At 55.6% G+C, this 24,113-nt stretch carries 18 protein-coding genes; 8 read left to right on the plus strand and 10 right to left on the minus strand.

All coding sequences use genetic code 11. The annotated features are described in order from the left end of the window. The first annotated feature begins 10 nt into the window (after window positions 1-10). Entirely contained in the window at window positions 11-931 is a 921-nt protein-coding gene (locus tag AC2A6O_RS27035; RefSeq protein ID WP_498931785.1) for a M23 family metallopeptidase, read from the plus strand. 397 nt (window positions 932-1,328) lie between these two features. On the opposite strand, the gene AC2A6O_RS27040 is transcribed toward AC2A6O_RS27035, so the two are convergent. The 5 genes from AC2A6O_RS27040 to AC2A6O_RS27060 all read right to left on the minus strand — a co-directional run bounded on the left by AC2A6O_RS27040 (window position 1,329) and on the right by AC2A6O_RS27060 (window position 6,929). Next, the gene (locus AC2A6O_RS27040) at window positions 1,329-2,405 is read right to left on the minus strand and encodes a hypothetical protein (protein ID WP_498931787.1); all 1,077 of its coding nucleotides are present in this window, start codon (window positions 2,403-2,405) and stop codon (window positions 1,329-1,331) included. A gap of 168 nt (window positions 2,406-2,573) precedes the next feature. Beyond that, entirely contained in the window at window positions 2,574-3,302 is a 729-nt protein-coding gene (locus AC2A6O_RS27045) for a TfuA-like protein (RefSeq protein ID WP_498931789.1), read from the minus strand. Beyond that, window positions 3,296-4,468 carry a YcaO-like family protein gene (locus AC2A6O_RS27050; protein WP_498931791.1) on the minus strand — a complete coding sequence of 391 codons (1,173 nt, stop codon included), beginning with the start codon at window positions 4,466-4,468 and terminating at the stop codon, window positions 3,296-3,298. Before AC2A6O_RS27050 ends, AC2A6O_RS27045 begins: the two co-directional genes overlap by 7 nt. 51 nt (window positions 4,469-4,519) lie before the next feature. Next, complete coding sequence (locus tag AC2A6O_RS27055; protein ID WP_148586937.1) at window positions 4,520-4,936, minus strand: hypothetical protein; 417 nt, start codon at window positions 4,934-4,936, stop codon at window positions 4,520-4,522. Window positions 4,937-4,961: 25 nt separating this feature from the next. Beyond that, a complete protein-coding gene (locus AC2A6O_RS27060) occupies window positions 4,962-6,929 on the minus strand; it encodes an SARP family transcriptional regulator (RefSeq protein ID WP_148586938.1) in 1,968 nt (655 codons plus the stop codon). 143 nt (window positions 6,930-7,072) lie between these two features. Here AC2A6O_RS27060 and AC2A6O_RS27065 point away from each other — a divergent pair, with 143 nt between their 5' ends. Beyond that, the gene (locus AC2A6O_RS27065; protein WP_148586939.1) at window positions 7,073-7,573 is read left to right on the plus strand and encodes a hypothetical protein; all 501 of its coding nucleotides are present in this window, start codon (window positions 7,073-7,075) and stop codon (window positions 7,571-7,573) included. A 219-nt stretch (window positions 7,574-7,792) separates the two neighbouring features. On the opposite strand, the gene AC2A6O_RS27070 is transcribed toward AC2A6O_RS27065, so the two are convergent. From AC2A6O_RS27070 to doeA, 3 genes are read right to left on the minus strand one after another with little or no spacing between them, the layout of a single operon-like run. Beyond that, a complete protein-coding gene (locus AC2A6O_RS27070) occupies window positions 7,793-8,521 on the minus strand; it encodes a GntR family transcriptional regulator (protein ID WP_498931794.1) in 729 nt (242 codons plus the stop codon). Next, entirely contained in the window at window positions 8,518-9,693 is a 1,176-nt protein-coding gene (gene argE / locus AC2A6O_RS27075; RefSeq protein WP_498931796.1) for an acetylornithine deacetylase, read from the minus strand. Before argE ends, AC2A6O_RS27070 begins: the two co-directional genes overlap by 4 nt. 7 nt (window positions 9,694-9,700) lie before the next feature. Further along, window positions 9,701-10,885, minus strand: coding sequence for an ectoine hydrolase DoeA (gene doeA / locus AC2A6O_RS27080; protein WP_498931798.1), 1,185 nt, complete (start codon window positions 10,883-10,885; stop codon window positions 9,701-9,703). A 176-nt stretch (window positions 10,886-11,061) separates the two neighbouring features. Here doeA and eutB point away from each other — a divergent pair, with 176 nt between their 5' ends. The 5 genes from eutB (at window position 11,062) to AC2A6O_RS27105 (ending at window position 16,574) form a co-directional block, all read left to right on the plus strand. Next, a complete protein-coding gene (gene eutB, locus AC2A6O_RS27085) occupies window positions 11,062-12,069 on the plus strand; it encodes a hydroxyectoine utilization dehydratase EutB (protein ID WP_498931800.1) in 1,008 nt (335 codons plus the stop codon). Then, the gene (locus AC2A6O_RS27090) at window positions 12,059-13,054 is read left to right on the plus strand and encodes a cyclodeaminase (RefSeq protein ID WP_498931802.1); all 996 of its coding nucleotides are present in this window, start codon (window positions 12,059-12,061) and stop codon (window positions 13,052-13,054) included. The genes eutB and AC2A6O_RS27090 overlap by 11 nt, the downstream gene beginning before the upstream one ends. Before the next feature lie 17 nt (window positions 13,055-13,071). Further along, window positions 13,072-13,587 carry an Lrp/AsnC family transcriptional regulator gene (locus tag AC2A6O_RS27095; RefSeq protein WP_498931804.1) on the plus strand — a complete coding sequence of 172 codons (516 nt, stop codon included), beginning with the start codon at window positions 13,072-13,074 and terminating at the stop codon, window positions 13,585-13,587. A 90-nt stretch (window positions 13,588-13,677) separates the two neighbouring features. Continuing rightward, a complete protein-coding gene (locus AC2A6O_RS27100) occupies window positions 13,678-15,174 on the plus strand; it encodes an NAD-dependent succinate-semialdehyde dehydrogenase (RefSeq protein ID WP_498931806.1) in 1,497 nt (498 codons plus the stop codon). 32 nt (window positions 15,175-15,206) lie between these two features. Next, entirely contained in the window at window positions 15,207-16,574 is a 1,368-nt protein-coding gene (locus AC2A6O_RS27105) for an aspartate aminotransferase family protein (RefSeq protein ID WP_498931808.1), read from the plus strand. Between the two features lie 74 nt (window positions 16,575-16,648). Here the strand turns inward: AC2A6O_RS27105 and AC2A6O_RS27110 are convergent, their stop codons facing one another. Next, entirely contained in the window at window positions 16,649-18,865 is a 2,217-nt protein-coding gene (locus AC2A6O_RS27110) for a peptidase domain-containing ABC transporter (protein ID WP_498931810.1), read from the minus strand. Then, window positions 18,862-20,508, minus strand: coding sequence for a peptidase domain-containing ABC transporter (locus AC2A6O_RS27115; RefSeq protein WP_498931812.1), 1,647 nt, complete (start codon window positions 20,506-20,508; stop codon window positions 18,862-18,864). The genes AC2A6O_RS27110 and AC2A6O_RS27115 overlap by 4 nt, the downstream gene beginning before the upstream one ends. Window positions 20,509-20,782: 274 nt before the next feature. On the opposite strand from AC2A6O_RS27115, the gene AC2A6O_RS27120 reads away from it, so the two are divergent. Continuing rightward, a partial coding sequence (locus tag AC2A6O_RS27120; RefSeq protein WP_498931814.1) for a beta strand repeat-containing protein occupies window positions 20,783-24,113 on the plus strand: 3,331 nt, incomplete at its 3' end.

Genomic DNA, 24,113 nt, shown 5'->3' on the forward strand with positions numbered 1-24,113 from the left:
GACGCACCTGATGCTCAGATTGCTTATCTACGCCCTGCTGCTCTGCCTGACTACAACCGCCGCTATTGCGCAGGATAATTGGCCCTACCAATGGTCCCCGCCGCTACAGCTCAGCCCGGAGGACGGCATCCTTCGGTTTTCTCCAAAATCGCTCACCCGCAAAGCAGACGACCCGGACCAAGGTAGCTTCCTAACCGGTATATGTCAGGCAACCTACCTCGGCTGTGATTCAAACCCCTTCGTCGGTCTCTTCGGCAACTCCCGTCTGCGCGGGCAGGGCAAGTTCAAGTTCCATGCTGGAATCGACATTCTCGCCACCCGCGGCGCACCAGTCCTTGCAATCGCTGCTGGTACTGTCGTGGTTTACAATCTTAATTATTTCGGCTCCCAGACGGTGGGCCTGCGCACCCAACTTTGCGGGATGGATATGGAAGTGATCTATGCCCATCTGGACAGCGCATACGTGTCCACCGGCGCCCAGGTCAGCGCGGGACAGCCCCTCGGTGAAACCGGCCGAAACGGGACACAGTTCAGCGGCATCGGCATTCCCACCCATTTACATTTGGAATTCCGTCCTACGGAGCGCGGTGCAAACTTTGCTGCCGCACTTGGCAAGCTGAATTCCGAATGCGGGATTAAGCAAATCCGGGTTGGCGCCGGGCACGGGTTGATCAAGATCGACCCGTGGCCTTTCCTTGCCCCACTCTATAATGCCTATGCCCAGCAGATGGCCAATGCTGGTCAGGACCTTGCCAATTTCAACCTTACCGACGCACAGGTACTTCAAGCCTACTACGCAGACACCAAATTTCCATTTGATGAAATCTCGTACGTCGGCCCGGTGTTTGACAAGCCATACGCGCTCAGCGGCATGCCCGCGCCCACGCTCGCTACCTTTGCAACGCCACTGCTGATCGACCTGACCCAGTAAGGCTACGCCGTGAACCAACGAGTAAGCCGCCATTCGTCGTGTCATTCATGAACGTCCGCCACGCTACGATTTGTTGAACAAGTCCGGCGAGCAATTTCAAGAAGGAAAAGTTTGAAACTCTTTTCACGAGGTAAACGCAATCGGAATAGGATTTGCGTTTTGAGGGGCACTTGAAACCACGTTCTACAAATACAGATACCAGGTATTCAGGTCCGACTTTTTCAACATATACTACCCAATCTGAGACTGCCGATGTCAGAGAGAAGCGTCCGAAATGCTGGCTCGGGCGCAATGCACATGGTTCGATACGTGTTCAGGAACGGCAGCCAACCTTCTTCCAAAGACAGTTGATCACATACCACTGAAGCGGTTGAGCTTCGGGGTGGTTTTAGCCGGTTCATGGGAGCCGGCTGATGACCTTGGAAGCGCAGCGGAGTGCGCCGTTTGCGTGGGCAAGGCTTTCCCAGCCGTTGACATGTCTTGGCTCGAAACCGAGATCTTTCCAGATCCTGCTATTCTCCAGATCGTATTCCGTGAATCGCTCATCGTCGCCGAAGCACGGTAGCCACATCATTGGTTTGTCGTTTCCCTCCCGGATGGCGTTTTCCAGCAGGATATTGTTGTAAAGGCGTGGGCGGACTGCGTTTTTGACGTCAGTGCCAAAGGGAACAGGGTTGCGGATGATCTCAAAGCCCTGATCCCTCAACCAATGTTCGGATGCATCGAGCAGCCGCTTTTCCCTTTTTGCCTTGCTTGCCGCTTCAGGAGCAACAGCCACGGGATCTGCAAGCAGGAGCAGGTTTTTGCCGTTGAGCCGGAGCCCTGTTGGCGAAACATATCTGTCGACGTGGCTTTCGCAGCGTTCGATCCTGGTTACCAGATCCGGCCGAAGCTGCGTCAGCTGCAGGGCTCTTTGCAAAACCGTATGCGATACGACGAGGTCTTCTTTCCGGTCGTGATCAAAGGCGGTCTCGTTGTCGGAACTGGTGTTCCTCAACACGATAGACGGCTTTTCGGTCAGGTCATTTCTACGGTATCCCCAATAGCAGACAGGCCTGTGATCGAGTTGGTTGATGCGCCTGTCCGCCTCAAGCAACGTTCCATCGCCGCCAAACTTCGAGGCCGCAGATCTCAACCGGCTCGTTTGTCCAATGAGTCGGAAGTCCTCTCCGACGATCTGGTCGCCCCCCGGCAGAAACAGCGGCAGGTCATGGCAGGCAACAGACAGGTGATCTGCGAGCAGCGATGGCAAGGTTCCATTGGGCCAGTCGCATTTCGGCGCAGCCAGTCGCAATTCGTTACCATGGGCTTGAACAAGGATGGAATCCTGCGCCCAGATATCCGCGCTTTTCAGAGGGGCACCCTCCGCCGGGACAATCTCATGGTGGCGGGAGGTTTGCTGATTGAGCCAGGTTTCCGCTGCCGCTTCATTGCAGGCGTCGGTAAAGACCAGGATCGAAACGGCAGGCGGCATGGCTTGCAGCAAATTGCCTATCGCAGTGAGGATCTTCGCGGCGTGTGGATTTTCTGAATCAAACACTTTGTTGGGCAGTGAGACCGCTATCCTGTCAATCAAGCCTCCGCAATCCGCAACGATTGACCATCTGGTATTTGCCTCGACGCTCTCCATTTTCATAGCCTGTCACCTGCCGAAAATGTCTTTTTCAAGAGACTTGAGAAACAGGGTGTTCTGAAGTTTCCAATTGGTCGGACCATCGTCGTTCTCGGGTTCGGTGATTTCTTTGAGCATGAGCAGAAGCTCTTCCGCATCGTTCCGTTTCGAACTGCGCTCAAACTCAGGAAGTTTGTCCATGAACCGGGCACCTTCGTTTTCAGACAGTCCGGCATCCTTGAGCACCTGCGACCAGGTTCGTCTCGTAAAATGCAGGCCGGTTGCAGCGTTCCGTAAACGGTCGTGGATGCTCTCGGAGATGAAGCCCTTTTGAACAGCGGCAGAGAGTGTCGCTTCAGCATCCACCAGTGCCAACGTAAGCGGGCAATAGCCCAATTCCGCCGGCGCATGGGTGACTGCCACGTCGGCGTCGGAAAGGCGCTTACCTGCCCGATAGTCTTCAAAGATCGATCCCACGCCGACCATCCCGAACACTGAACATTCGGCCGCCCGAAGCGCCCCCATGCTGGCAGCGCCGAAGATGCAGCAACCTGCCTGGAGAGCGAACAGGATCTCCTTGTGCCAAACGGATGGGGTCGAGTTGAAATACCCGTCAATCAGTCCGATCACGGTTCGCCCCTCCCCCGCCGCACGCAGGATGTCACCTCGCGAGGCCGGAGGCCGAACGTCCAGCCCTCCGAAAAGATCACCGGACAGTCCATGGATGCTCGGACCGGCGAAGACGACGGGTTTTAGCATGCAGTGCTCAGCACTTCCGTAGTCAGCAGGATCGAATTCATGGACATTTCAGAAAAGCTGCCTGAATGCGCGTCCAGACCTTTGACAATCGCTCGAACGACGTGAACATCCGGAACAGGTGATTTCAGCGGGAACAGGTAAGCATCCTTGACGCCGGCTGCCTGCATCAGTTTCAGGATATCCTGCCAACACATGGAAGAGTTTTGCCTGGCCGGCTGTAGCTCTGTTTCAAGCTGCGCAAGAGTGACGAACGGCGGTTGCTTGGTGCTTACGCCCTCCTTCGACTGCTGAAAGCGCTCCATCGCAAGATCATCGCGTGCACCGGCTATGTCTGTCAGGCGTGATTGTACCGCCTCCAACAAAGCCGAAAGTATGGCTTCGGCAACAGTGGTTCGGCAGGCAATGCCGGCGGGAGCCCGTGAAATGACACCAGTCGGACCATTCACCTGGCGCGATATCACAGCGGCAATCACGGGCAACTTGACGCGACCCGGCAGAGCATAGACGTGAAGATCAAGGCCAGCCTTGGCCACCTTGTCCAATATGGTGTCGAGATCCGAATCTGCGCCCCTGTAGTCTGTCACTTCACGGACGTTGTTGACGGACAGGCCGAAGGTGTCGACCAGGCTCGATGCATCATGTTCCACAAGTTCAAGCAATGCGTGTTCGATTGCCTTGTCGATCGAGAAGTGAGCTGCCAAGCCCTGTGACGTCATGCGGAACGCTTGTCGATCCCACGGCATATCGCTTCGCATGTCCATTCCGACGAGTTCATAAGGCGCGAAGCGCTCCTCCCCGGATATCAGAGACGTTCCGGGAACCCAGGCACGCTGGCGTGTCGGATCTAGTTGATGCGAGTTGACCCTCGCCAGATCGAAGAACGGAATGACCTTTCTGTGCTGGCGCGCCATATCTTCAATCGTCGCAAATTCAGTTACGTGCTGTCGCGGTTCTTCCGCTACAGCACATTCCACGGCTTCCATGACCGCCGAAATCTTCGCCTGGTCGTCCGTTACGCCTTTCCCTTGCGAAATGGAAAGTGACCGGGAATTTGGTCTGGTCGCAAACCAGACGGGTATCCCGATCGTGTCCAGTCCGGTGATCTCACCCAATCTGGTAATGCCGAAGCTGCGCAGGAATTGCGGAGAGAAAGGATCGGATTGCACAACGAATACCTCCTGTAGCGCCATGATTTCGCGGTGGTGATGCCTTGCGGATCAATCGTCCGAAAGAACTGCGTCCTGAAGTGATTCGGAATTACCCAGGCCTGAACCGGTCTTGGAGACAGGGTCCTGGATCGGAGCCCAGCTCAGCCTGTTGAGGTCCCAATCGCTGTCGTCGACGTCCGTCAGAAAGGCAAAGTCGACGTCGGAAATGGTGCTGCCCTGCTTGATGACCTGGTAGATACCTTCCGACTCGACCTGGCTGAGGCTGGTTTCCGGATTACCGTCACTTTCGGCAAACAGAACGCGGGCGGCGGCAGCGATCTTGGCGTAACCGTCCACGCCGGCATTTTGTTCCTCATACCTCATGATTGTTTCATGAGAGACCCGTGACACGCGCAACGGGTCCATCCTGAGGAAGACGACACCGTGACCACGTTTTCCAATGACGTAAAATGATGATTGAGCCATAATTTTCTCCTTTTAATACTGTACGTTAGTCGAATCCGGCGAGTCTCAGGCCTTCCAGAAAGATCCTGTTGTTCTCGGGATTTTTGTCTGGTTGGAAGCGAACGATTTCTTGTGCGGTCATTCCTGGATAAACATCCATCAGACGCCGCGCGTATTGTCTTGCTGCCTCTATCTGGCCGTCGAGTGCAAGGCTCGCTGTCAGCACGCGCAGTGCCGGCTCCTCGTCTTCCATTTGTTTGCAAAGCCGGACCGCTTCAGCATAGTCAGCCAGCTTGAAGGCAATGCTGGCTCCTGCCCACCAGTAGATATCCGGTGCGAGCGGGTTAAGGTCGATCGCGTGCTTGAAGCGTTTCCAGGCTTCCTTGGGCTTGCCAAAATGTGCAAGTGCGTCTGCGTGCTGGATAAGCAGGTCCGAGGAATTGGGGCTCAGTGTTTCGGCTTCGTGGAATTTTGCTTCCGAGGACGTGTAATCGCGCTGATACAACGCAATGACGGCCGCCATCCAGTAACCGATGCCGGCAGATGAATCGATTTCGATGGCTGCATCGGCTTCCGCCTTGGCCCGATGCAGAAGGTGAGGATCCGTTCCCCCGAGCAGCAACCATTCCAGTTGCATTGTCTGTGCGATGCGTGCACGGGCAATCGACAGATCCTTGTCGTAGGTCAGGCCCTGGCGAAACTCTTTCCGCGCCCGGCGTATCATGCTGAGATTGCACGTCTTGATGAGGTTCTGCCCCCTCAGGACATGCAGATAACTCTGAGCATTGATCGCCCGCCCAGTATCAAGCATCTGACGCTCAATCTGCTGGGCAAGATTGGCTGCAACGGTTTTCGCCAGCAGCCGGAATGTATAGTGGAGGTCGTCGGGCTCCATGGAATATTCGGCAGACCAGACGATCTCGCCAGTGCCGTCGTCAAGAACAGTGAAGGAGATCCTCTGGCTGCCGGGGAGCAGGAAACTCTGAACAGAGTAGTTCGACCGGATCTTTTCCCATTTGCTGATGTTTCCTCCACGAAAGTCTCGCATCGTGCTGAAAGGCGACACCACGACGAACGTCTTGAACCGGGAGAAACTGTTGGCAACGTCCTCGACAAACGCTTCCGCAAGCTGAGCGTCAGGATGTTGATCAATATGGCGCGGCGACGAAAAAGCGACCCGCGGAACAGGGGCCTTCTGTGGGGCCGCAGCACGCTGCTCGACAGTTTTGACACTCGCCGGAACAGTCGTTCCCTGCCCGGCCGGCTTTCCACTGACATTGCCAGGAACGCCCGGCAAGGACGGATTGAGAACCGAATTCATCAACCGGTCGATACGGTCGACACCATCCTGGTCTCCACACCGGCCATAGGCTTTTGAAATGATCCGGTAGCATTCGGGGCTGTCTGGCTCGAATGCCAGAAGCTTGTCGGCAATCTTCGCAATGTTGCCGCCGCGGTCAGCGCCGAAACGCGTCGTTTCCTCAAGCGCTGCCGCCGCTCTGTTGAACAGCTTTTCCCGGAGGCTCGCACGCTCGGTCAAAAGCCACAGATTGAGTTGTTCACCCTCAAATTCCATTCCGTCAAGCAATTCGCCGCCGAACTTTTCGATGCCGGCCATCATGCCCTCGAGATCGGTTGCGCTGCATGACTGAAGAAAAGCGGACAGATCAGAAGCTTGTGCCCCGGGGCCAAGGCTGACTCTCGTCTGGGTCGTTTCGATAAGTGGTCCGGCTTCAGGCTGGCGACTTTGAACCCTCACCAGCAATTGCCGGAGATTCGCCATCGCTCTGGACTGAGAAACATCCTCCCAAAGCAAGGCTGCAACTTTTTGGCGAGCGAGTTCATTGCCGGGAACCAGAAGTAATACTGCGAGCAGTGCGTATCCCTTGGCAGGGAACGGGGTATTCCGTGAATAATACACTGACGGAACGCCAAGTAGTCGAATATTAGAGTCTGAACTACTTTTATTCATCACTATACCCCTTGTGATTTTTTCTAACACAGTTCCCCGCACAGAAGAATACCAGTCCTATGCGCGTGTCACGCCGGTGTGACGGTGCAATTGTGACTGTAGGCATGCCGGCGGGACGAAGTGTGTTGACGCTTCGCGGCTAAAAGCAAAACACTTCGTATTATCAGATAGTAAGGAAGCCATTCATGTCTGGTAAGATCTCCTTCAGGAGGAACTACGCAGCATACGGAGACAATGTTCGACCATTTGAGAGAGCTAACGACATCGGTTCCGTTATTACGGAGTTTCTTTGGTACGAAGGCGCCCCATTTTATCCATTTGGCGACTTGGTCTCTGCGACTATCAGTTCCGTTTGGCTCGGTGCAGGCGAGCCGACGAAAGATGATGAGGATAATCTGGACCTCGTTTTTAAAATGCCCGAAAGCGACGGAGGCAATTTCTTTGAAATCGTTCTCAGGTCGAGCGGTGGGACCTCTTACGGGGGATGGGCCTGGGGTCAGGATTTGGAAGTGACCGACACAGTTGTGTCCGGCCACAGGGTCCTTGTGGCCCATGCAAATGAACTATGCGTCTTTTTGGAATACTCCCTTGAAAAAGGAAAATACGTTCAAAGAAATATAGAATCTGACTGTAAGGTTTCCACCTCCACAGTCAGAAGATTGACCAAGATATCAAAGAAACACTGAGATTTTTTAGACCTTTTGAAATCCCGCTAAATATTAGAAGTAAACTTGACTGCATTATTTTTAGGTTGTTGCACTTAAATAAGTTCAGAGAAGTTTGTTCATCTTCTTTGAAAGCCCAGGCTCCTCCCGGAAGCATACGATTGTCTCCCACCACAATCGCTTCCGGGGGCGGTCCTGTTCAACTCCTTCTTTTCCAGCGTATCGAGGACTACCATATCGCTAGCTGGCCTTCAGGTCGGCACTGCGTTGTATGGTGGTTTTGAGCCGGTTGAACCCCATGGAGAGATGGGCTCGCCGTATCAACGCTGCGGCCTGATAATCACCAAGACGCACAGCATTTGCAATTTCCACGATCTCACCACAGAAAATAGTGACCTCTTTCAGTAGATCCTTTTCATCGATCAACGTCAGCCAGATCCGACAGGTCCTGTAAAAGAGTTTTTCCGAAACGTCCCGCAGTGGTTCGTTCAGTGTCAACTGCTGGAAAGCATGAAAGAAATCGATATTCAGGCGGGCGAAAACTGCCCGGTCCGGTGCCGCGCTCAGTCGTTCGGCCCTGCCCTTGAGGCTGTCGAACAGGGCCACCAGTTTCTGATCGAGTGGACGTGGACAGAGACTGCCCGTCAATTCGTTCAACTCCAGTCTGAGTTCGTAGACTTGTGAAAGCTCTTGAAGGTCGACTTCCGTTACCAGGGTGCCGACGCCTTGCTGCGACAGCAGAAGTCCGTCGGCTTCCAGGATCTGCAATGCCTTTCGCAAAGGTGATCGGCTGACGCCAAATTCCGACGCCAGGGCTTCTTCGCTCAATTGCGTCCCCGGTGGATACACAAGCATGCAAATTCTATCCCTCAGGACAGAATACATGATCTGGAATCGCTCGAGCGCGCTGGAGGCGTGGCTGAGCAGTTCTGCGACGTCTGACGACGCGTTCACATCCTGATCGGTCATGGGGACTGCAACAGGGTTCTTTCCAGCCCCGTAAGCATGGCAAGACACTTTTCGAGCTGATCAACAGCTAGAAATTCATCCGGCTTGTGAGCTTGCGTGATGGAGCCGGGCCCGCAGACCACGACAGATAGGCCAAGCGACTGAAACAATCCCGCTTCGGTGCCGAAAGAAACGACATCACACAGGTTCGCACCGGTCAGCGAGGTAACGATATCCCGTGCTTCGTTTTGTGGCATCACGGCCAGTCCCGCCACTTCGCCAATTATCTCCGTAACAATTTCCGCGTCGGGGTAGACGGACGTCATTTGCGGTAACAACACATCCCGGCAGTAGGCCTCAAGTGCCGTCTTTATCTGAAGCGCGTCTTCCGTGCGCACCGGGCGCATTTCCCATTCGACAGCGCAATGTCTGGCAATGACGTTGCGAGCGGACCCACCATCAATCCTGCCGACCTGAAGCGTCGTCCAGGGGGGAGAATACCGCTCGCTGTCCGGGCCGGACTTTCCCTTCATGGTTTCAGCCAGTTGCATCATCCGGGATATATAGGCAGCAGCAACGTGAATTGCGTTGACGCCCTTGTCCGGTTCCGAGGCATGTCCATCCGTGCCGTGGAAGGCGGTTGTGTATTCGTAACAGCCCTTGTGGCCTTCAATGACCCGCATTTCCGTCGGTTCGCCGATAATTGCCACAGAGGGGCGGATGGCACTTTGTTGAAGTTCTTCAACCAGGTGCCGAGCACCAAAACATCCGACCTCTTCGTCATAGGTCAGGGCAACATGCAGCGGCCGCTTCAGGTTGAGCAACGCGTAATCCTGCGACTTGGCGAGCACGGCAGCGATGTAGCCTTTCATGTCGCAGGTGCCGCGCCCGTAGAGCAGCCCGTTGTCTTCCCTCATCTGAAAAGGATTGCAGGTCCATTCCGCCGGATCAGCCGGGACGACATCGGTGTGCCCCGACAAAACGATGCCGCCGGAAACATCTGGTCCTATCGTGGCAAAGAGATTGGCCTTCCTGCCTGTTGCGTCCCTTGAGACTGTCACCCGTGCGCCGGCTTCGCGCAGCAAGGTCGCAGAAAAGCTGATCAGCTCAAGATTACTGTCTGCGGAGACGGTCGGAAAACCGATCAGTCGGTCCAGAATCGAAATCGTCCGGTTCAACAGGTCCGAGCGCATCTCCACCTCAGGATTTCACGAACAATTCGCGGGGTCTGTCGCACAGGCATTCCGCGCGGCCATTTTCCTTGATGAGAATGCTCTCGGTGATTTCCAATCCCCAGCCATCCATCCAAAGCCCCGGCATGAAGTGAAAGGTCATACCGGGTTTCAGCACGGTGGTGTCTTCCTCACGAATGGAAATCGTACGCTCCCCCCAATCGGGAGGATAGGAAATGCCGATTGGGTACCCTGCCCGCGCGCCACGCTCGATACCTGCCGCTTCAAGTGGTTTCGCCAATGCCCGAGCGATGTCGCCAGCTGTGTTGCCTGCCCTGGCGGTGTCCAGGCCGGCTTCTAGTCCTTCGACGAGAGCCTTTTCAGCATCGAGCAGATATTGCTCAGGCTTCCCGAGAAATACGGTACGGCACAGGGGGGCATGGTACCGGCGAAAACAGCCGGAAAGTTCGAAGAACGTCGCTTCGCCTTCCTGCATGAACCGTCCGTCCCATGTCAGGTGCGGCGCAGACGCATCCGCGCCACTTGGCAGAAGCGGCACGATCGCCGGGTAGTCTCCCCAGGCATCGTCCAGACCGCGAATGGCATCGGCATAGATTTCCGCGACCAGGTCAGCCTTGCGCATGCCCGGAACCACACGCTGGAAAACACCGTCCATGATTTTCTCGGAAATTCGTGCCGCCTTGCGCATGAAGACCAGTTCTTCATCCGATTTGACCGCTCTCAACCAGTTGACCATGCTGGTGGCATCGATGAATTCAGCGTTTGGCAGTTCGTGCTGCAGCGTCAGGAACGCCTTGGCCGAGAAGTAGTAATTTTCAAGTTCAACACCGATTTTCTTGGCCGCGTAGCCCCTGGTTTCCAGCAAACGGGCCAGGTCCTGCATGGGGTGCCGCTCGGACGACTGGATAAAATGATCGGCATAGGACGCCACACGCGCGTCATCCATCCAAACGGTGCGGCGGGCCCCGTTGGCATCCTGTCTGCGTCCCCACCAGATCGGTTCTTCGTCCAGAAAGACGACGACGCCCTGGTGCACATAGAAAGACCAGCCGTCATAGCCGGTGGTCCAGGCCATATTGGAGGGGTCCTCGAGAAACAGAACATCTATGCCCCGCTTGACCATGTCAGTACGGACAAGGTTGAGACGGCGCTGGTACTCGGCATCGCTGAAAGGAAGGTCGTGACCTGGCATGATTGGGCCTCGTCGGTTATTTGTACACAAATAAGAACTCAGGCATTTCAAAAATCAAGGAAATAAACATTTCCCGATGGTGCCTCTTGCGTGACTAGGTGCATTTGTACACAAATACGTGACGCATCTCCCATGCAGGATTCATTTTCAGCCACGAACGGTACCGGAGACGGTCGATGCAGTTATCGCTTGCAGATGTTCTCGAAGCGCGAAAGGCCATCGCAGGCGACGTCGTCAGGACACCTTTGCTGCCCTCACGCTTTATGTCGCAGCAGTCGGGTCAATCGTTTTTTCTGAAGATGGAAACCATGCAGCCGACAGGTGCCTTCAAACTGCGCGGTGCCATGAATGCCGCCTTGAACGCGCCCAAAGGCACCAACACCCTCACCTGTTGTTCGACCGGCAATCATGGCCGCGGGGTTGCCTTTGCAGCGCGCCAACTCGGAATGAAGGCCGTTATATGCATGTCTTCATTGGTGCCGCAAACCAAACTTGATGGCATCAGGGCTCTTGGCGCTGTAACACGCATCGTCGGCAACAGTCAGGATGACGCTCTCGCCGACTGCCGGGCGCTCGCGCAATCACCCGGCGTATTCGAAATTTCACCGTTCGATGATCCTTATGTAATCGCGGGTCAAGGAACCATCGGTCTTGAAATCCTCGAAGACCTTCCAAACCTCGGCACGCTCCTGATTCCCCTGTCTGGCGGAGGGCTTGCCGCCGGTGTTGCGCTCGCGGCAAAGTCCATCAATCCGTCGATCCATATTGTTGGCCTTACGATGGACCGGGGTGCCGCCATGAAAGCCTCCATAGATGCCGGGCATCCCGTGGAAGTGCAGGAGGTGGCGAGCCTTGCAGACTCGCTGGGTGGCGGCATCGGGCTGGAAAACAGGCTGTCCTTCGCCATGTGCCGGGATCTTCTCGATGAGATCGTTCTTGTGAACGAAGAGGAGATCTACCGTGCGATGCAGACGCTCTATTATGAAGACAGCCACGTTGCCGAAGGGGCTTGTGTCGTCGGCATTGCAGCGTGTCTTGCCGGGAAGCTCCCCGGTCTGAAAGGCCCTGTTGCGACAATCATTACCGGGCGGAACGTCGACATGACCCAGTTCACGAAAATCATGATGGGTCAGGACGTGCACCTTGATGGCTATTTGGTAAAGGGAACGCGTTATGGCGCATGAAATCAGACTGGTAAATGAGGCTGACTTGCGTCGCTCCGTTCACCTGGATCTGGAGGTCATCAACTGTATCGAACAGGCTTTCGCAAAGCTTTCAACCGGTTCGGTGGTCATGCCCCCGGTCCTTTCCATGGCCTTGCCTGAGGAGAACGCCGAAGTCGATGTAAAAACGGCCTATGTGCCTGGACTGGATGGGTTTGCGATCAAGGTTTCTCCCGGTTTCTTCAACAATCCAGCGCTTGGGCTTTCCAGTCTCAACGGTTTGATGGTTCTTTTTTCCGCCAAGACAGGCCTGGTCCAGGCCATCTTTCTGGACAACGGTTACCTGACAGACATCCGGACAGCCGCTGCAGGGGCCGTCGCAGCACGCCATCTGGCCCCCTGGGAGGTTTCGACCATCGGCATTCTGGGCACCGGTGTTCAGGCCAGATTGCAACTGATTGCAGCCGCCAAGGTACGTCCTGCGGAAAGAGCGCTGATCTGGGGTCGGGATCGAGACAAGGCACAGCGTCTGGCCAAGGATATGGCCACTGCCCTCGGGATCGGTGTTACCGCTGTCGAGGACCCGGCACAGCTTGTTGCCGACAGCCAGCTTGTCGTAACAACGACCCCCGCGAAAGAAGCCATCCTGAGCGCAGATTGTCTTCATCCCGGCCTGCACATCACGGCCATGGGATCCGATCAGGAAGACAAGAACGAGCTGGACCCTCAAATTCTGGCCCGGGCAGATGCCGTTGTCTGCGACCGGATCAGCCAATGTGAAAAACTTGGTGAATTGCGGACGGCACTTGAAGAACGGGCTTTGCAGGACACAAGCACCGTGCGCGAATTGGGAGCCGTTGTTGCAGGGAGTGCCATCGGCAGGCAGCAAGAAACGGATATTACAGTCTGCGATTTGACCGGCACCGGTGTTCAGGATACGGCCATTGCAACGCTCGCACTTGGCAAGGTCAAGAAATCGAACGCGGGCACTACGCTCCTTTCCTGAACGGGCAAGATATCTGCATGTTGAAACTGGACAACAGAGACCTGGAAATTCTGAAAGTTCTCGCCGAAGAAGGGCGCATTTCGAAAGCCGATCTTGCCAAGCGCATCAACCTCAGTCCAAGCCCGTGCTGGAAGCGCCTAGAGAGACTGGAGGCAGCCGGTATCATTGAAGGCTATGGCGCTCGCCTCTCTCTCAGGCATATTGCACCTCATGTCACGGTGTTCGTGACGGTTGAGCTGGAACATCACCGCGCTGAATATTTTCAAGCTTTTGAAAGGGCAATCCGTAGCAGTGAGGAAGTCGTGGCCTGTTGGGCCATCGGTGGCGGTCTTGATTATCTGATGCAGACCGTCACGCGCGATATCGACAGCTATCAACGCTTCATGGATGCCCTGCTCGACCGGGGCCTCGGGGTTGTGCGCTACTTCACCTATGTGGTCACCAAGCCGGTCAAACAGAGCGCCTCTCCTGCCCTCGATTTGTTGCTCACCGGCATGCTGGGAACGGATGTGACTTCGGACCACTCCGAATAAGAACGAAACGACTGCAGTACCATTTGATAAAAGGCGTTTCGTTCCCGGTCGCGCTTCTATCGTTTGCTCACCACCTTGGAGAGCAACACCATGCAGTCCCGAACCCATGCCGAGACAACTCTTGAAAGTTCGCTTTTTCACCAGATCGACAATCGTCATCTGGTCAAGCATTTTGCCTATGCCGGTGGCCGTTGGATAGCCGCTCGGGGTGGTGAGACTTTTCCGGTCACGGATCCGGCGGACGGAAGTCTTCTCGGCGAAGTGACGTCCCTCTCGGGGGAAGAATCCGCCGAAGCCGTTGATGCTGCCAATGACGCCTTTTCAAAATGGTCCGCCCTGTTGCCGCAGGAAAGAGCAACGGTTCTAATGGCATGGCATGCCCTGATCCTTGAGAACCGCGAGGACCTGGCACGCCTCATGACTCGTGAACAGGGCAAACCGATCTCCGAATCCCGGGGAGAGATCGATTATGCGGCCTCTTTCGTCTCGTTTTATGCGGAAGAAGCCAAGCGCCCGAACATAGAGAGTATCACCTCACATCTGCCCGATGCGGAGATGGAAGTCTGGCGTGAGCCTGTCGGCGTTGCGGCATTGATAACGCCCTGGAACTTTCCCTGTGCGATGATCACGCGAAAGGCGGCGGCCGCACTTGCAGCAGGCTGTACCGTGGTGGTTCATCCCTCGCAGGAAACGCCCTACTCAGCACTTGCTCTTGCTGAACTGGCCGACCAGGCCGGTTTTCCGGCTGGTGTCTTCAACGTGATTCCGGGAAACGCCAGCGCCATCGTAAAGCCCTGGATGTCCGATCCGCGTGTCAGAGCTGTTTCCTTTACAGGATCGACCGAGATTGGCAGGCTTCTCTATTCGCAGGGCGCCGAAACGGTGAAGCGCCTTGTGCTGGAACTCGGCGGCCATGCCCCTGTTCTGGTTTTTGCAGATGCTGATTTGGACCATGCCGTCGAACAGGCAATTGCAGCAAAATTCGCGACCTCCGGTCAGGACTGTCTCGCTGCCAATCGGATTTTGATTGAAAGGCCTGTCTACCAGGCGTTCTGCACAGCTTTTGCCAAACGCGTTGAAAGCATGTCCGTTGGGCCTGGGCTTACGGATCCGGATATCGGTCCGCTGATGCATGAAAGGGCCATGGCCAAGCAGGAGGACCATGTACGCGACGCAATCGCGCGCGGTGCGCGCCTCTTGACCGGAGGCCAACGTCACGAAGCCGGCCCCTTGTTCTTTGAGCCGACAGTGCTTTCCGATGTTCCCGCCGATGCGGCGATCTTCCGGGAAGAGACCTTTGGCCCCGTTGCCGCACTCGCGGCCTTCGACACGGAAGAAGAGGTCATCGCAAGAGCGAACGACACCGAATATGGACTTATCGCCTATCTCCATACCCAGGATCCTCGCCGCATCTACCGGGCCAGCCGCGCGCTTCAGTACGGCATGGTTGCCGTCAACCGTACGAAAGTGACGGGTTATCCGATCCCCTTTGGAGGTGTGAAGCAATCCGGACTTGGCCGCGAAGGAGCCCGCTACGGTCTGGAGGCCTTTACCGAAATCAAATATGTCTGCCGGGACTGGAGCTGACCTGGCCACGAATACACAAGAAGGACCTGAACATGCTCAAGAACGATCAACTGGACGCCTGGGACAGAGAAAACTTCTTCCATCCCTCAACCCATCTCGCACAGCATGCACGTGGAGAAAGCCCGAACCGGATCGTGACCGGTGGCAGCGGTGTCTATATCGAAGACCGTGACGGCACAAAGCTTCTCGACGCATTTGCCGGACTTTACTGCGTCAATGTCGGTTACGGCCGGTCTGAAATTGCCGATGCGATCGCCGAACAGGCGCGTGAGCTGGCCTACTATCATGCTTATGTCGGACACGGCACCGAAGCTTCGATCACGCTTGCAAAGATGGTGATGGAGCGAGCACCCGATCACATGTCCAAGGTCTATTTCGGGCTTGGTGGATCAGATGCGAATGAAACGAACATCAAGCTGGTCTGGTATTACAACAACATTCTCGGCCGTCCTGAAAAGAAGAAGATCATCTCCCGCTGGAGAGGCTATCACGGCTCCGGGCTGATGACCGGTTCCCTGACAGGTCTCGAACTGTTTCACAAGAAATTCGATCTCCCGCTGTCGCAGGTCCTGCATACAGTTGCGCCAGACTATTTCCGCAGGGAAGATCTTGCTCTTTCCGAAGCCGATTTCGTTGCCTATTGCGTTGCGGATCTCGAAGCCCTGATCGAACGGGAAGGCGCCGACACGATTGCGGCCTTCATTGGCGAACCGGCCCTTGGAACAGGTGGGATCGTGCCGCCCCCGGCAGGGTATTGGGAAGCCATTCAAACCGTTCTCAGAAAACACGACATCCTTCTGATCGCAGATGAAGTCGTGTCCGGTTTCGGCCGTCTCGGCTCCATGTTTGGATCTGACCATTACGGGATTGAACCTGATTTCATCACCATCGCGAAGGGCCTGACGTCTGCCTACGCGCCTCTTTCCGGCTCCATCATTTCCGACAAGGTCTGGAAGGTGCTCGAAGACGGTACCGATGAATTCGGCCCGATCGGCCATGGCTGGACCTATTCCGCGCACCCGATCGGGGCAGCGGCAGGCGTTGCCAACCTCAAGCTTATCGATAGCCTGGACCTGGTCACCAACGCCAAGTCCGCGGGTGCCTACTTCAAGAAAGCTCTCACGGATGCCCTCGGCGATCATGCGAATGTCGGCGACATTCGCGGCGATGGTCTTCTGTGTGCCGTCGAGTTCGTTGCAGACAAATCCAGCAGAACCTATCTCGACCCGGCCAGCAAAACCGGACCGCAGGTAGCTGCGGCACTGTTGAAGGAAGGGGTTATCGGACGGGCCATGCCGCAGGGCGACATCCTCGGGTTTGCCCCTCCCCTGTGCATTTCGGTAAGTGAAATCGACAAGGTTGTCGATGCGGCCGCAAAAGTGGTGAAATCCGTTTTCTAAGCCACGGGTAAACGACATGACAAAGCCCGCCGAAACGATCCGGCGGGCTTTTTTGCCTGCAAGCCGAAATCTGCTTATCCGGCTTTCGCAGTCTGTCCCATCAATGCCGGCACCACCTGCTCCGGCGGACCCATCATCGCAATCTGACCACTTCTGAGCACGACCACCCGGTTGGCCATCTTCATGTGACTGGGCCGCTGGGTGTTGATGACGATGGTCGCCTTGCCCCTGAGCTCCTCGATCATTGACATGAACTTCTTGTCACCGTCGAAATCGAGATGCGTTCCCGGATTGTCAAACAGGTAAAGCGGCGCGGTCTTCACGAAGGCACGGGCCAACACGATTCGCTGTTTCATGTTGTCCGGGATCTGCTTCAAAACCTCGCCGTTGAGCCGCGTTTCCAGTCCATTGAAATTTTCTTCCAGATAAGACAGCAAGCCAAGTCTGCCGGTAACCTCGGCAAGCCGCTCATCGCTTGCAGCGGGATCTGACATCAGCAAATTCTGTTTTACAGTGCCGTAGAAGAAGTCGAGATCGTCGGGCGCGTAGCCAATGGAAGATCGCCACTCGGCCGGGTCCAGCTGGCGCACGTCCAGACCGTCGAACAGGATGGATCCGACCTGCGGCTGGAAGAGACCGATGATTGACTGAAACAGCGCAGTCTTGCCCGATCCGCTAGGCCCTGTGATGGCGACGGTTTCGCCTTCCTTCACGGTTAGTTCGATCCCTTTCAACGAAGCTTCCGTTGCGCCTGGATATCTGAGAACGAGCGATGACATTTTCAGGTCGCCGCGAATGTCGCGCGTTATCTTGGGCAAATGACCTGGCTCACGTTCGAGCTGCACTTGCATCAGATTATTGATCTGCTCGATCACAGTCCGGCTTTGCGCAAGCTGGGTTACGCTCAGAAACGCCTGGTTCATCGGGTTGAGCACGCGCCAACTCAGGGCCATGGTGGCGATCAGGGCTCCGAGGCTCATATCCCCTTCCATGACACGCATGGCCCCGATACCCAGAACCAGAACGCCACAAATGGTCATTAGGGTCTGCGACAGGATTTGCAGAACATGCGTTATCAGCCGCGCATGAATATTGAGCTTGTTGAAGTTGGTGGAAAGGCCGGAAAACCTTTCAAGCCAGGTATCTTCCACCGATAGGTTTCTGAGCGCACGTTGATTGCGGAAGGTTTCGATCATGAAGCTGTTCAGCTTCGACTTCTGCTCACCAACTGACGCGACTTCGCGTTGCACCTTGGGCAAGACGTAAACCGCCAGAAGAGTGTAAATTGTGAGCAACGAAAGCGGAAGCAGCGCTACCGGGCCGCCGATCAGGAAAATCGCGGCAATGAAAATCAGTGTGAAGGGAATATCGACGATCGCGTTGAACAGCGAACTCTGGAAGATGTCTCGCACGCTATCGAAATAGCGCAGCCGCATAACCTGCGTACCAATCGGCGCTTCAGACAGCCTCGCGTACGGCAAATGCAGAATCCGTTCAAAGGTCTTGTTGCCGACGATGGCATCGATCCGTCCACCGAGATAGGATTGCAGCCATGTTTTCATCCGCCGTAGTGTGGTTTCGCACAGGAGGATGATTACAATTCCGACAGCCATGGTCAGAAGGACCTCTGTCGATTTTGCTCCTATCGCCTTGTCGTAAATCGCCATGATGAACAATGGCGGTGCCAGTGCGAGAATGTTCAGAACAAATCCCAGAGCCAAAATCGAAATTATGCTGGTCCGGAAACGCCGGGTCACGGTTGAGAACCAGCTTCGGTTGTTTTGAACCTGACTTTGTTCGCCGGTGTCTTCCTGCGCGAGATAAATCTCGTTTTTCAGAATGTCGGCTGCACGAAGGACAACCGCCGCTCCCTGCCGTCCGGAAAACACCCGAAACTCACCGGTTTCGGTTCTGGCCACGATCACCTGAACATCGTCGCCGGTGACGCGCAGACAGGGCAAGTGCGCTGCAGTCAGCTCTGCAGAGTTTCCGTGGAACAGTGTCGTCTTCACCGCCAGTCGGCTGAGAACGGTGCGCATTGCCAGGAACGTTTCGATACGGTCGAAATGCGGCAATGCTTCGAACAGCAACCTGTTATTTCCCTGCCAGCGCATTTCTCTCAAGAGCGGGATCAGGCACCGTTCCGCAGGAGCAGCATCTTCGTCCGGCAGACCCAAACTGCCGGATGCACCGCCGTTCGCTGACAGTTTTTCCGAAAGATCGTGCCACTGCCTGTGCACGGCATTTTCGGCGGTCTGAATATCTTTGAGGTTGAATAGCGGCCTGGTCATGCCGGCATCCCCATCTTTTGCAGGGTTCCGGTGACATTCATGGAGCCAAGATCGTGAAGGCTGCCATCGCTGAGTTCGAATTGGTGATCGGCGACTGCCAGCATCGAAGGACGGTGACTGATGATGATCACCGTCAGATGGCCCTTCAGACGGATCAGCGCTTCGACAAGTAGCTTTTCGGCCTGTTGATCGAGTTGCGCATTTGCCTCGTCCAAAATAAGGATCTTCGGCTCACCTGCCAGCGCCCTGGCAATGCAGATACGCTGAAGCGTTGACGTGGGCACCTTGCCTCCAAGGTCCGAACCGAGCTGCGTTTCATAGCCGCGTGGCAGAAGATGGATTTCCTTTTCGAGGCCAATCAGGCTTGCGGCCATGCGGGCGCGGGCAATATCGGAAATGGCGCCGAACATGGTGATGTTTTCGAGAATGGTTCCGTTGAAAATGGAAGACTGATTGTCGACGTAGGCGACCGTCTTGCGCAGTGCGTGCTGATGAATGCCTTCGTAGTCCTGTCCCCCGATCATGACCTTGCCGGACGTTGGCGTAACTTCGCCAGTCAACAACTTCATGAGCGTTGACTTGCCGCTGCCGTCGGCTCCACGGAACCCGACGGATTGACCGGATTCAATCGTCAGATTGATATCGTCGAACACCCGGCGGCGGGCTTCTCCCCGTTCAACGGACACGTTGACCAGGTGAATGGACCCATCGGTCTCTATGGACAATGGCTCTTGCGGCGCAACTTCCGGCAGCTGGAACAGCGAGTCGACCTGGCTGTAATCGTGTTTCAGGCGTTGCATGTCGGTGAGCTGGTTGATCGCGCGCAGGAACGGCTGCACGAATTGCCCGGACAACAAGGTGCTGGCCGCGACACCACCCACACTGAAATTGCCGTCGATGGTCATCAACGCCCCAAAAATGACGACAAAGATTGTGGTCAGGGTTCCGAAAAGAGCTGAAGCATCCCGCGCCCGCCCGGACAGCCGCATGTACCTGGAACTGAGTTCGGCGGTAGCGCGCTGCAGCCGCTCGAAACGGCGCATGATCAGCGCCTCCATCGCCTGGGATTTGACTGTCTTCGCCCCGGACAGCACCTCGAGGATAAAATCGGACTTGCGGTCGTCCTGGTCCGCTCTGTCAGCAACGACCTTCTGCAGCACCTTGTTTCTGTTGAGCGCAAACAGCATGAAAATGCCCAACAAAGTGACTGGAACCAGGGCCAGTGGGCCCGCAATGAATGCCAGAGCCGCCAGAAAGATGCCTCCTGCCGGCAGGTCGATCGCCAAAAGGCGCTTCTGGTCACCGTAGTGATCTGCAATGGATTGCAACGAGCGAAGCTTGTGCACCTGAACGGAAACCGGCGTTTTGGCAAACTCGGAAGGCTCCGCGCCGAGCACCCTTCGAAAAAGCTCCATATGGGCCTGATGATTGAAACCGGCCCCCAGCCTGCCGACAACTGCGATCCTCGACACCTTGATGATTGCATCGGCGACAAGGAAAACAACGACACCAAGGACGAGGACGAGAAGCGTGTCCGTAGAGGCGTTCGGCAGAACACGGTCGTACACCTGGAGAATAGCCAACGGCAGCGCCAGGCCCATGATGTTTGCAAAAACGGATGCGACGATTACATCGCGTGGCAAACCAGGCGAAGAAATCCAATGTCCGGACGGTGAATGCCGAATTTTCAAACGTGGCAAAAAGAACGACGAAAGTAGCAATTTCAGCATAGTCGGACCGGGGTGATGAATTTACTCACTCAAACTGTGCTGATCGGGTTTAAAAACCGTTTACCCTATGCCTTGATTTCTAAATTTTATTAGAACTAACTTTCAGATTCTAAGAGCAATTTTGCGCTTTGTTAAGGGTGCTGCCGTTCACTGACGTGATCGTAAATTGTGCGGACGTGCGACCGGAATGGCAAGCGATACTCAAGATCGAGACACCCAGAACAAAGCCGGTGCAGAAGGCAAAACGACAGAATCCAGGACGACCCTGAATTCCGATAACGCTCTGCATTCGGGTCTTCTCGACGATCGGGACCAGACTCTCGATAAGGCGCACGACTATCATCTCGACCAGGACATGGGCGACTCCATGGAGCAGGTGAATGCCAACCTGCATCTTGGTGACGAAGAGCAAGAGCAGCGATACGTCGAGCAACAAAATCCCTCGTTCGGCGCGCAGAGCCTGGTTTTTGAAAATCTAACTGTCGAGCCTTCATCTCACGACGACGGCGAAACGACAGGCCCAAGCATAGATCTATCAGCGAACATTGATGATTTCCCCGAAGATCGTCCTGATTTCGACCACGACAGTGCGCCGACAGGGAGTAGCTCGTCAGCAAGCATCGCGTCCGTTCTGAACGCGGGTCCTGACCTGACCTACGCCGGCAGCACGTCTTCAGGACAGTTTGACGGTTCGTTCGGCACCCAGGAAGACACGAATTCTTTCGCTGCACCCTTTGGCGGCGAAAGCGACGACACAGCTGCTGGCGCAAGAGCTTCCGATCTGGGTGCGGTCGCGGATATTGATGAAAGCGAAAACGCGGTCGACGAAAATTCTGCGGCTGGTTCCGCGACAGGCATTCAGGCAGAAGCCGGTACTGCGGACGGAACAAGTGTTGTCTACAGCCTCCTCGATGATGCTGGCGGGCTTTTTGCCATCGACCCGGAAACGGGTATCGTAACCGTCGCAGGTGCGCTGGACGCTGAAACGGCCGGAAGCCATCAGATCGTCGTGCTTGCGACCGGGTCTGATGGCTCAACCCAAACCGAAACCTTTAAAATTCAGATCCGCGACGTAAACGAACATGACGTCAGCGCGATCGAAACGGTTGGCGCAGTAGCGGATACAATTTCAGAAGTTGTGGCCGGCGGCAGTGAGGCTGGCATCACGGTTGTCGCTACCGATCAAGATGTGTCGGACAGTGTCTCCTACTCAGTCGATGACCCGCGTTTCGTGATTGACGACCAGGGTGTGGTCAGCATTGCCGACGACGCCGTCTTTGATGCCGAAACAGAAGCAACCGTCTCTTTCACCGTTACAGCCACATCAACCGACGGCTCGCAATCAGAGCAAACCTTCACGCTGGCGGTCGAAGACGAAAACGAATTTGCAACCTCCGCAATTCAGGACATCGACACAGCCGCCAATTGTGTCGCGGAAGACGCTGTGCCTGGTACACAGGTTGGCATCACGGCCTTTGCGCAAGACCAGGACGCTACAGATACGGTTTCCTATGCGGTCGATGATGCGCGTTTCACCGTGGACGAAAACGGTGTCGTTCGCGTTGCAGAAGGCGCCAGTTTTGATGCAGAAACCGAAGGCTCCATCAGCCTCACTGTGACCGCAACCTCTTCGGACGGTTCATCGTCACAAGAGACCTTCACAATTGCCGTTTCCGACGTGAACGAAAGCGCTGTTTCTTCCGTAACCGATACGGATATAGGCACAGATACGATTGCAGAAAATGTCTCCGCAGGAACGCAAGTCGGGATCACGGTTCATGCAACCGATAGCGATATTACCGACACGGTCTCTTATTCCGTCGACGATGACCGCTTCTCAGTGGACGAAAACGGTGTTGTTCGTGTTGCGGAAGGCGCAAGCTTTGACGCAGAAACCGAAGGCTCCATCAGCCTCACTGTGACCGCGACCTCTACGGATGGTTCAACGTCGCAGGAGACCTTCACAGTCGAAGTTTCCGACATCAATGAATACGGTGTTTCCGCACTGACGGATACGGACAGTGCTGAGAACTCCATCGCTGAAAATGCGACCGAGGGTACGCAGGTCGGCGTCACCGCCTTTGCTGAAGATAAGGACGCCACAGATGCGGTTTCCTATGCGGTCGATGATGCTCGTTTCACCGTGGATGAAAATGGTGTCGTTCGCGTTGCAGAAGGCGCAAGCTTTGACGCTGAAACCGAAGGCTCCATCAGCCTCACTGTGACCGCGACCTCAACGGACGGCTCAACGTCGCAAGAGACCTTCACAATTGCCGTTTCTGATGTGAACGAAAGCGCTGTTTCTTCTGTAGCCGATACGGATACAGGCGCAAATACGATTGCGGAAAATGTCTCCGCAGGAACGCAAGTCGGCATCACGGTTCTTGCGACCGATAGCGATATTACCGACACGGTCTCCTATTCCGTCGATGATGACCGCTTCACAGTGGACGAAAACGGTGTTGTTCGCGTTGCGGATGGCGCGTCGTTCGACTTTGAGAGCGAACCCAACATCTCGCTGACGGTAACCGCAACTTCTTCAGACGGCTCCACCTCTTCAGATGCGTTTGCTGTCTCCGTAACAGATGTTGCCGAGGACTATCAGCTCGAAGATGGCGGTCAGAGTTTCACGGATAACTCTGTAGCTGAAACCAGCATCACCGGTGGTTCAGGAGACGATACCATCGTGGCGCATGCCGACGGCGGCAACGTTTATGGCGCCGACGGTGACGATACCATTTCCGGAAACGGTGCTGCCGATACCCTGGCAGGCGGCGCGGGTGACGACACTCTGACAGGCGGTGCCGGCGATGACACTATCGATGGCGGTCTTGGTACTGATACAGCGACCTACAGCGGCAATTTCGCTGACTACACGATCACCGAGAACGAAGGCATCTTCACTGTTACAGACAACCGTGCAGGATCCTCCGACGGCACCGACACCGTTGTAAACGTTGAAAACTTCCGATTTGCGGATGGCGATATTCTGGCAGGCGATTTGATCGCAAAAGATATTTCCGCAGTTTCGGACACGGACAGCGGCGCGAACACGGTTGCGGAAGATGCTGCGGCCGGAACGGCAGTGGGCGTTACCGCTTTCGCAGAGGACGAGAACACCTCCGACACAGTCTCCTACACGGTTGACGACGATCGTTTCACCGTCGATGAAAACGGTGTTGTGCGTGTTGCAGATGGCGCAAGTTTCGATGCTGAGACTGAGGGCTCCATCGACATCACCGTGACAGCGATATCCAGCGATGGCTCAACCTCAGCGGAGACCTTTACCGTTTCCGTGTCCGATGTTGACGAATACGACGTCTCCAGTGTGTCAGACACCGACGCAGCGGCCAACGAGGTTGCGGAAGACGCGGTAGCTGGCACGCAGGTCGGCATCACCGCGTTTGCAAAGGATGGCGATGTCACAGACACCGTTTCCTACTCCGTCGATGATGACCGCTTCACGGTGGACGATAACGGAGTTGTCCGTGTTGCAGACGGTGCAAGTTTCGATGCGG

The organism is Labrenzia sp. ATLA3 (assembly GCF_057180185.1).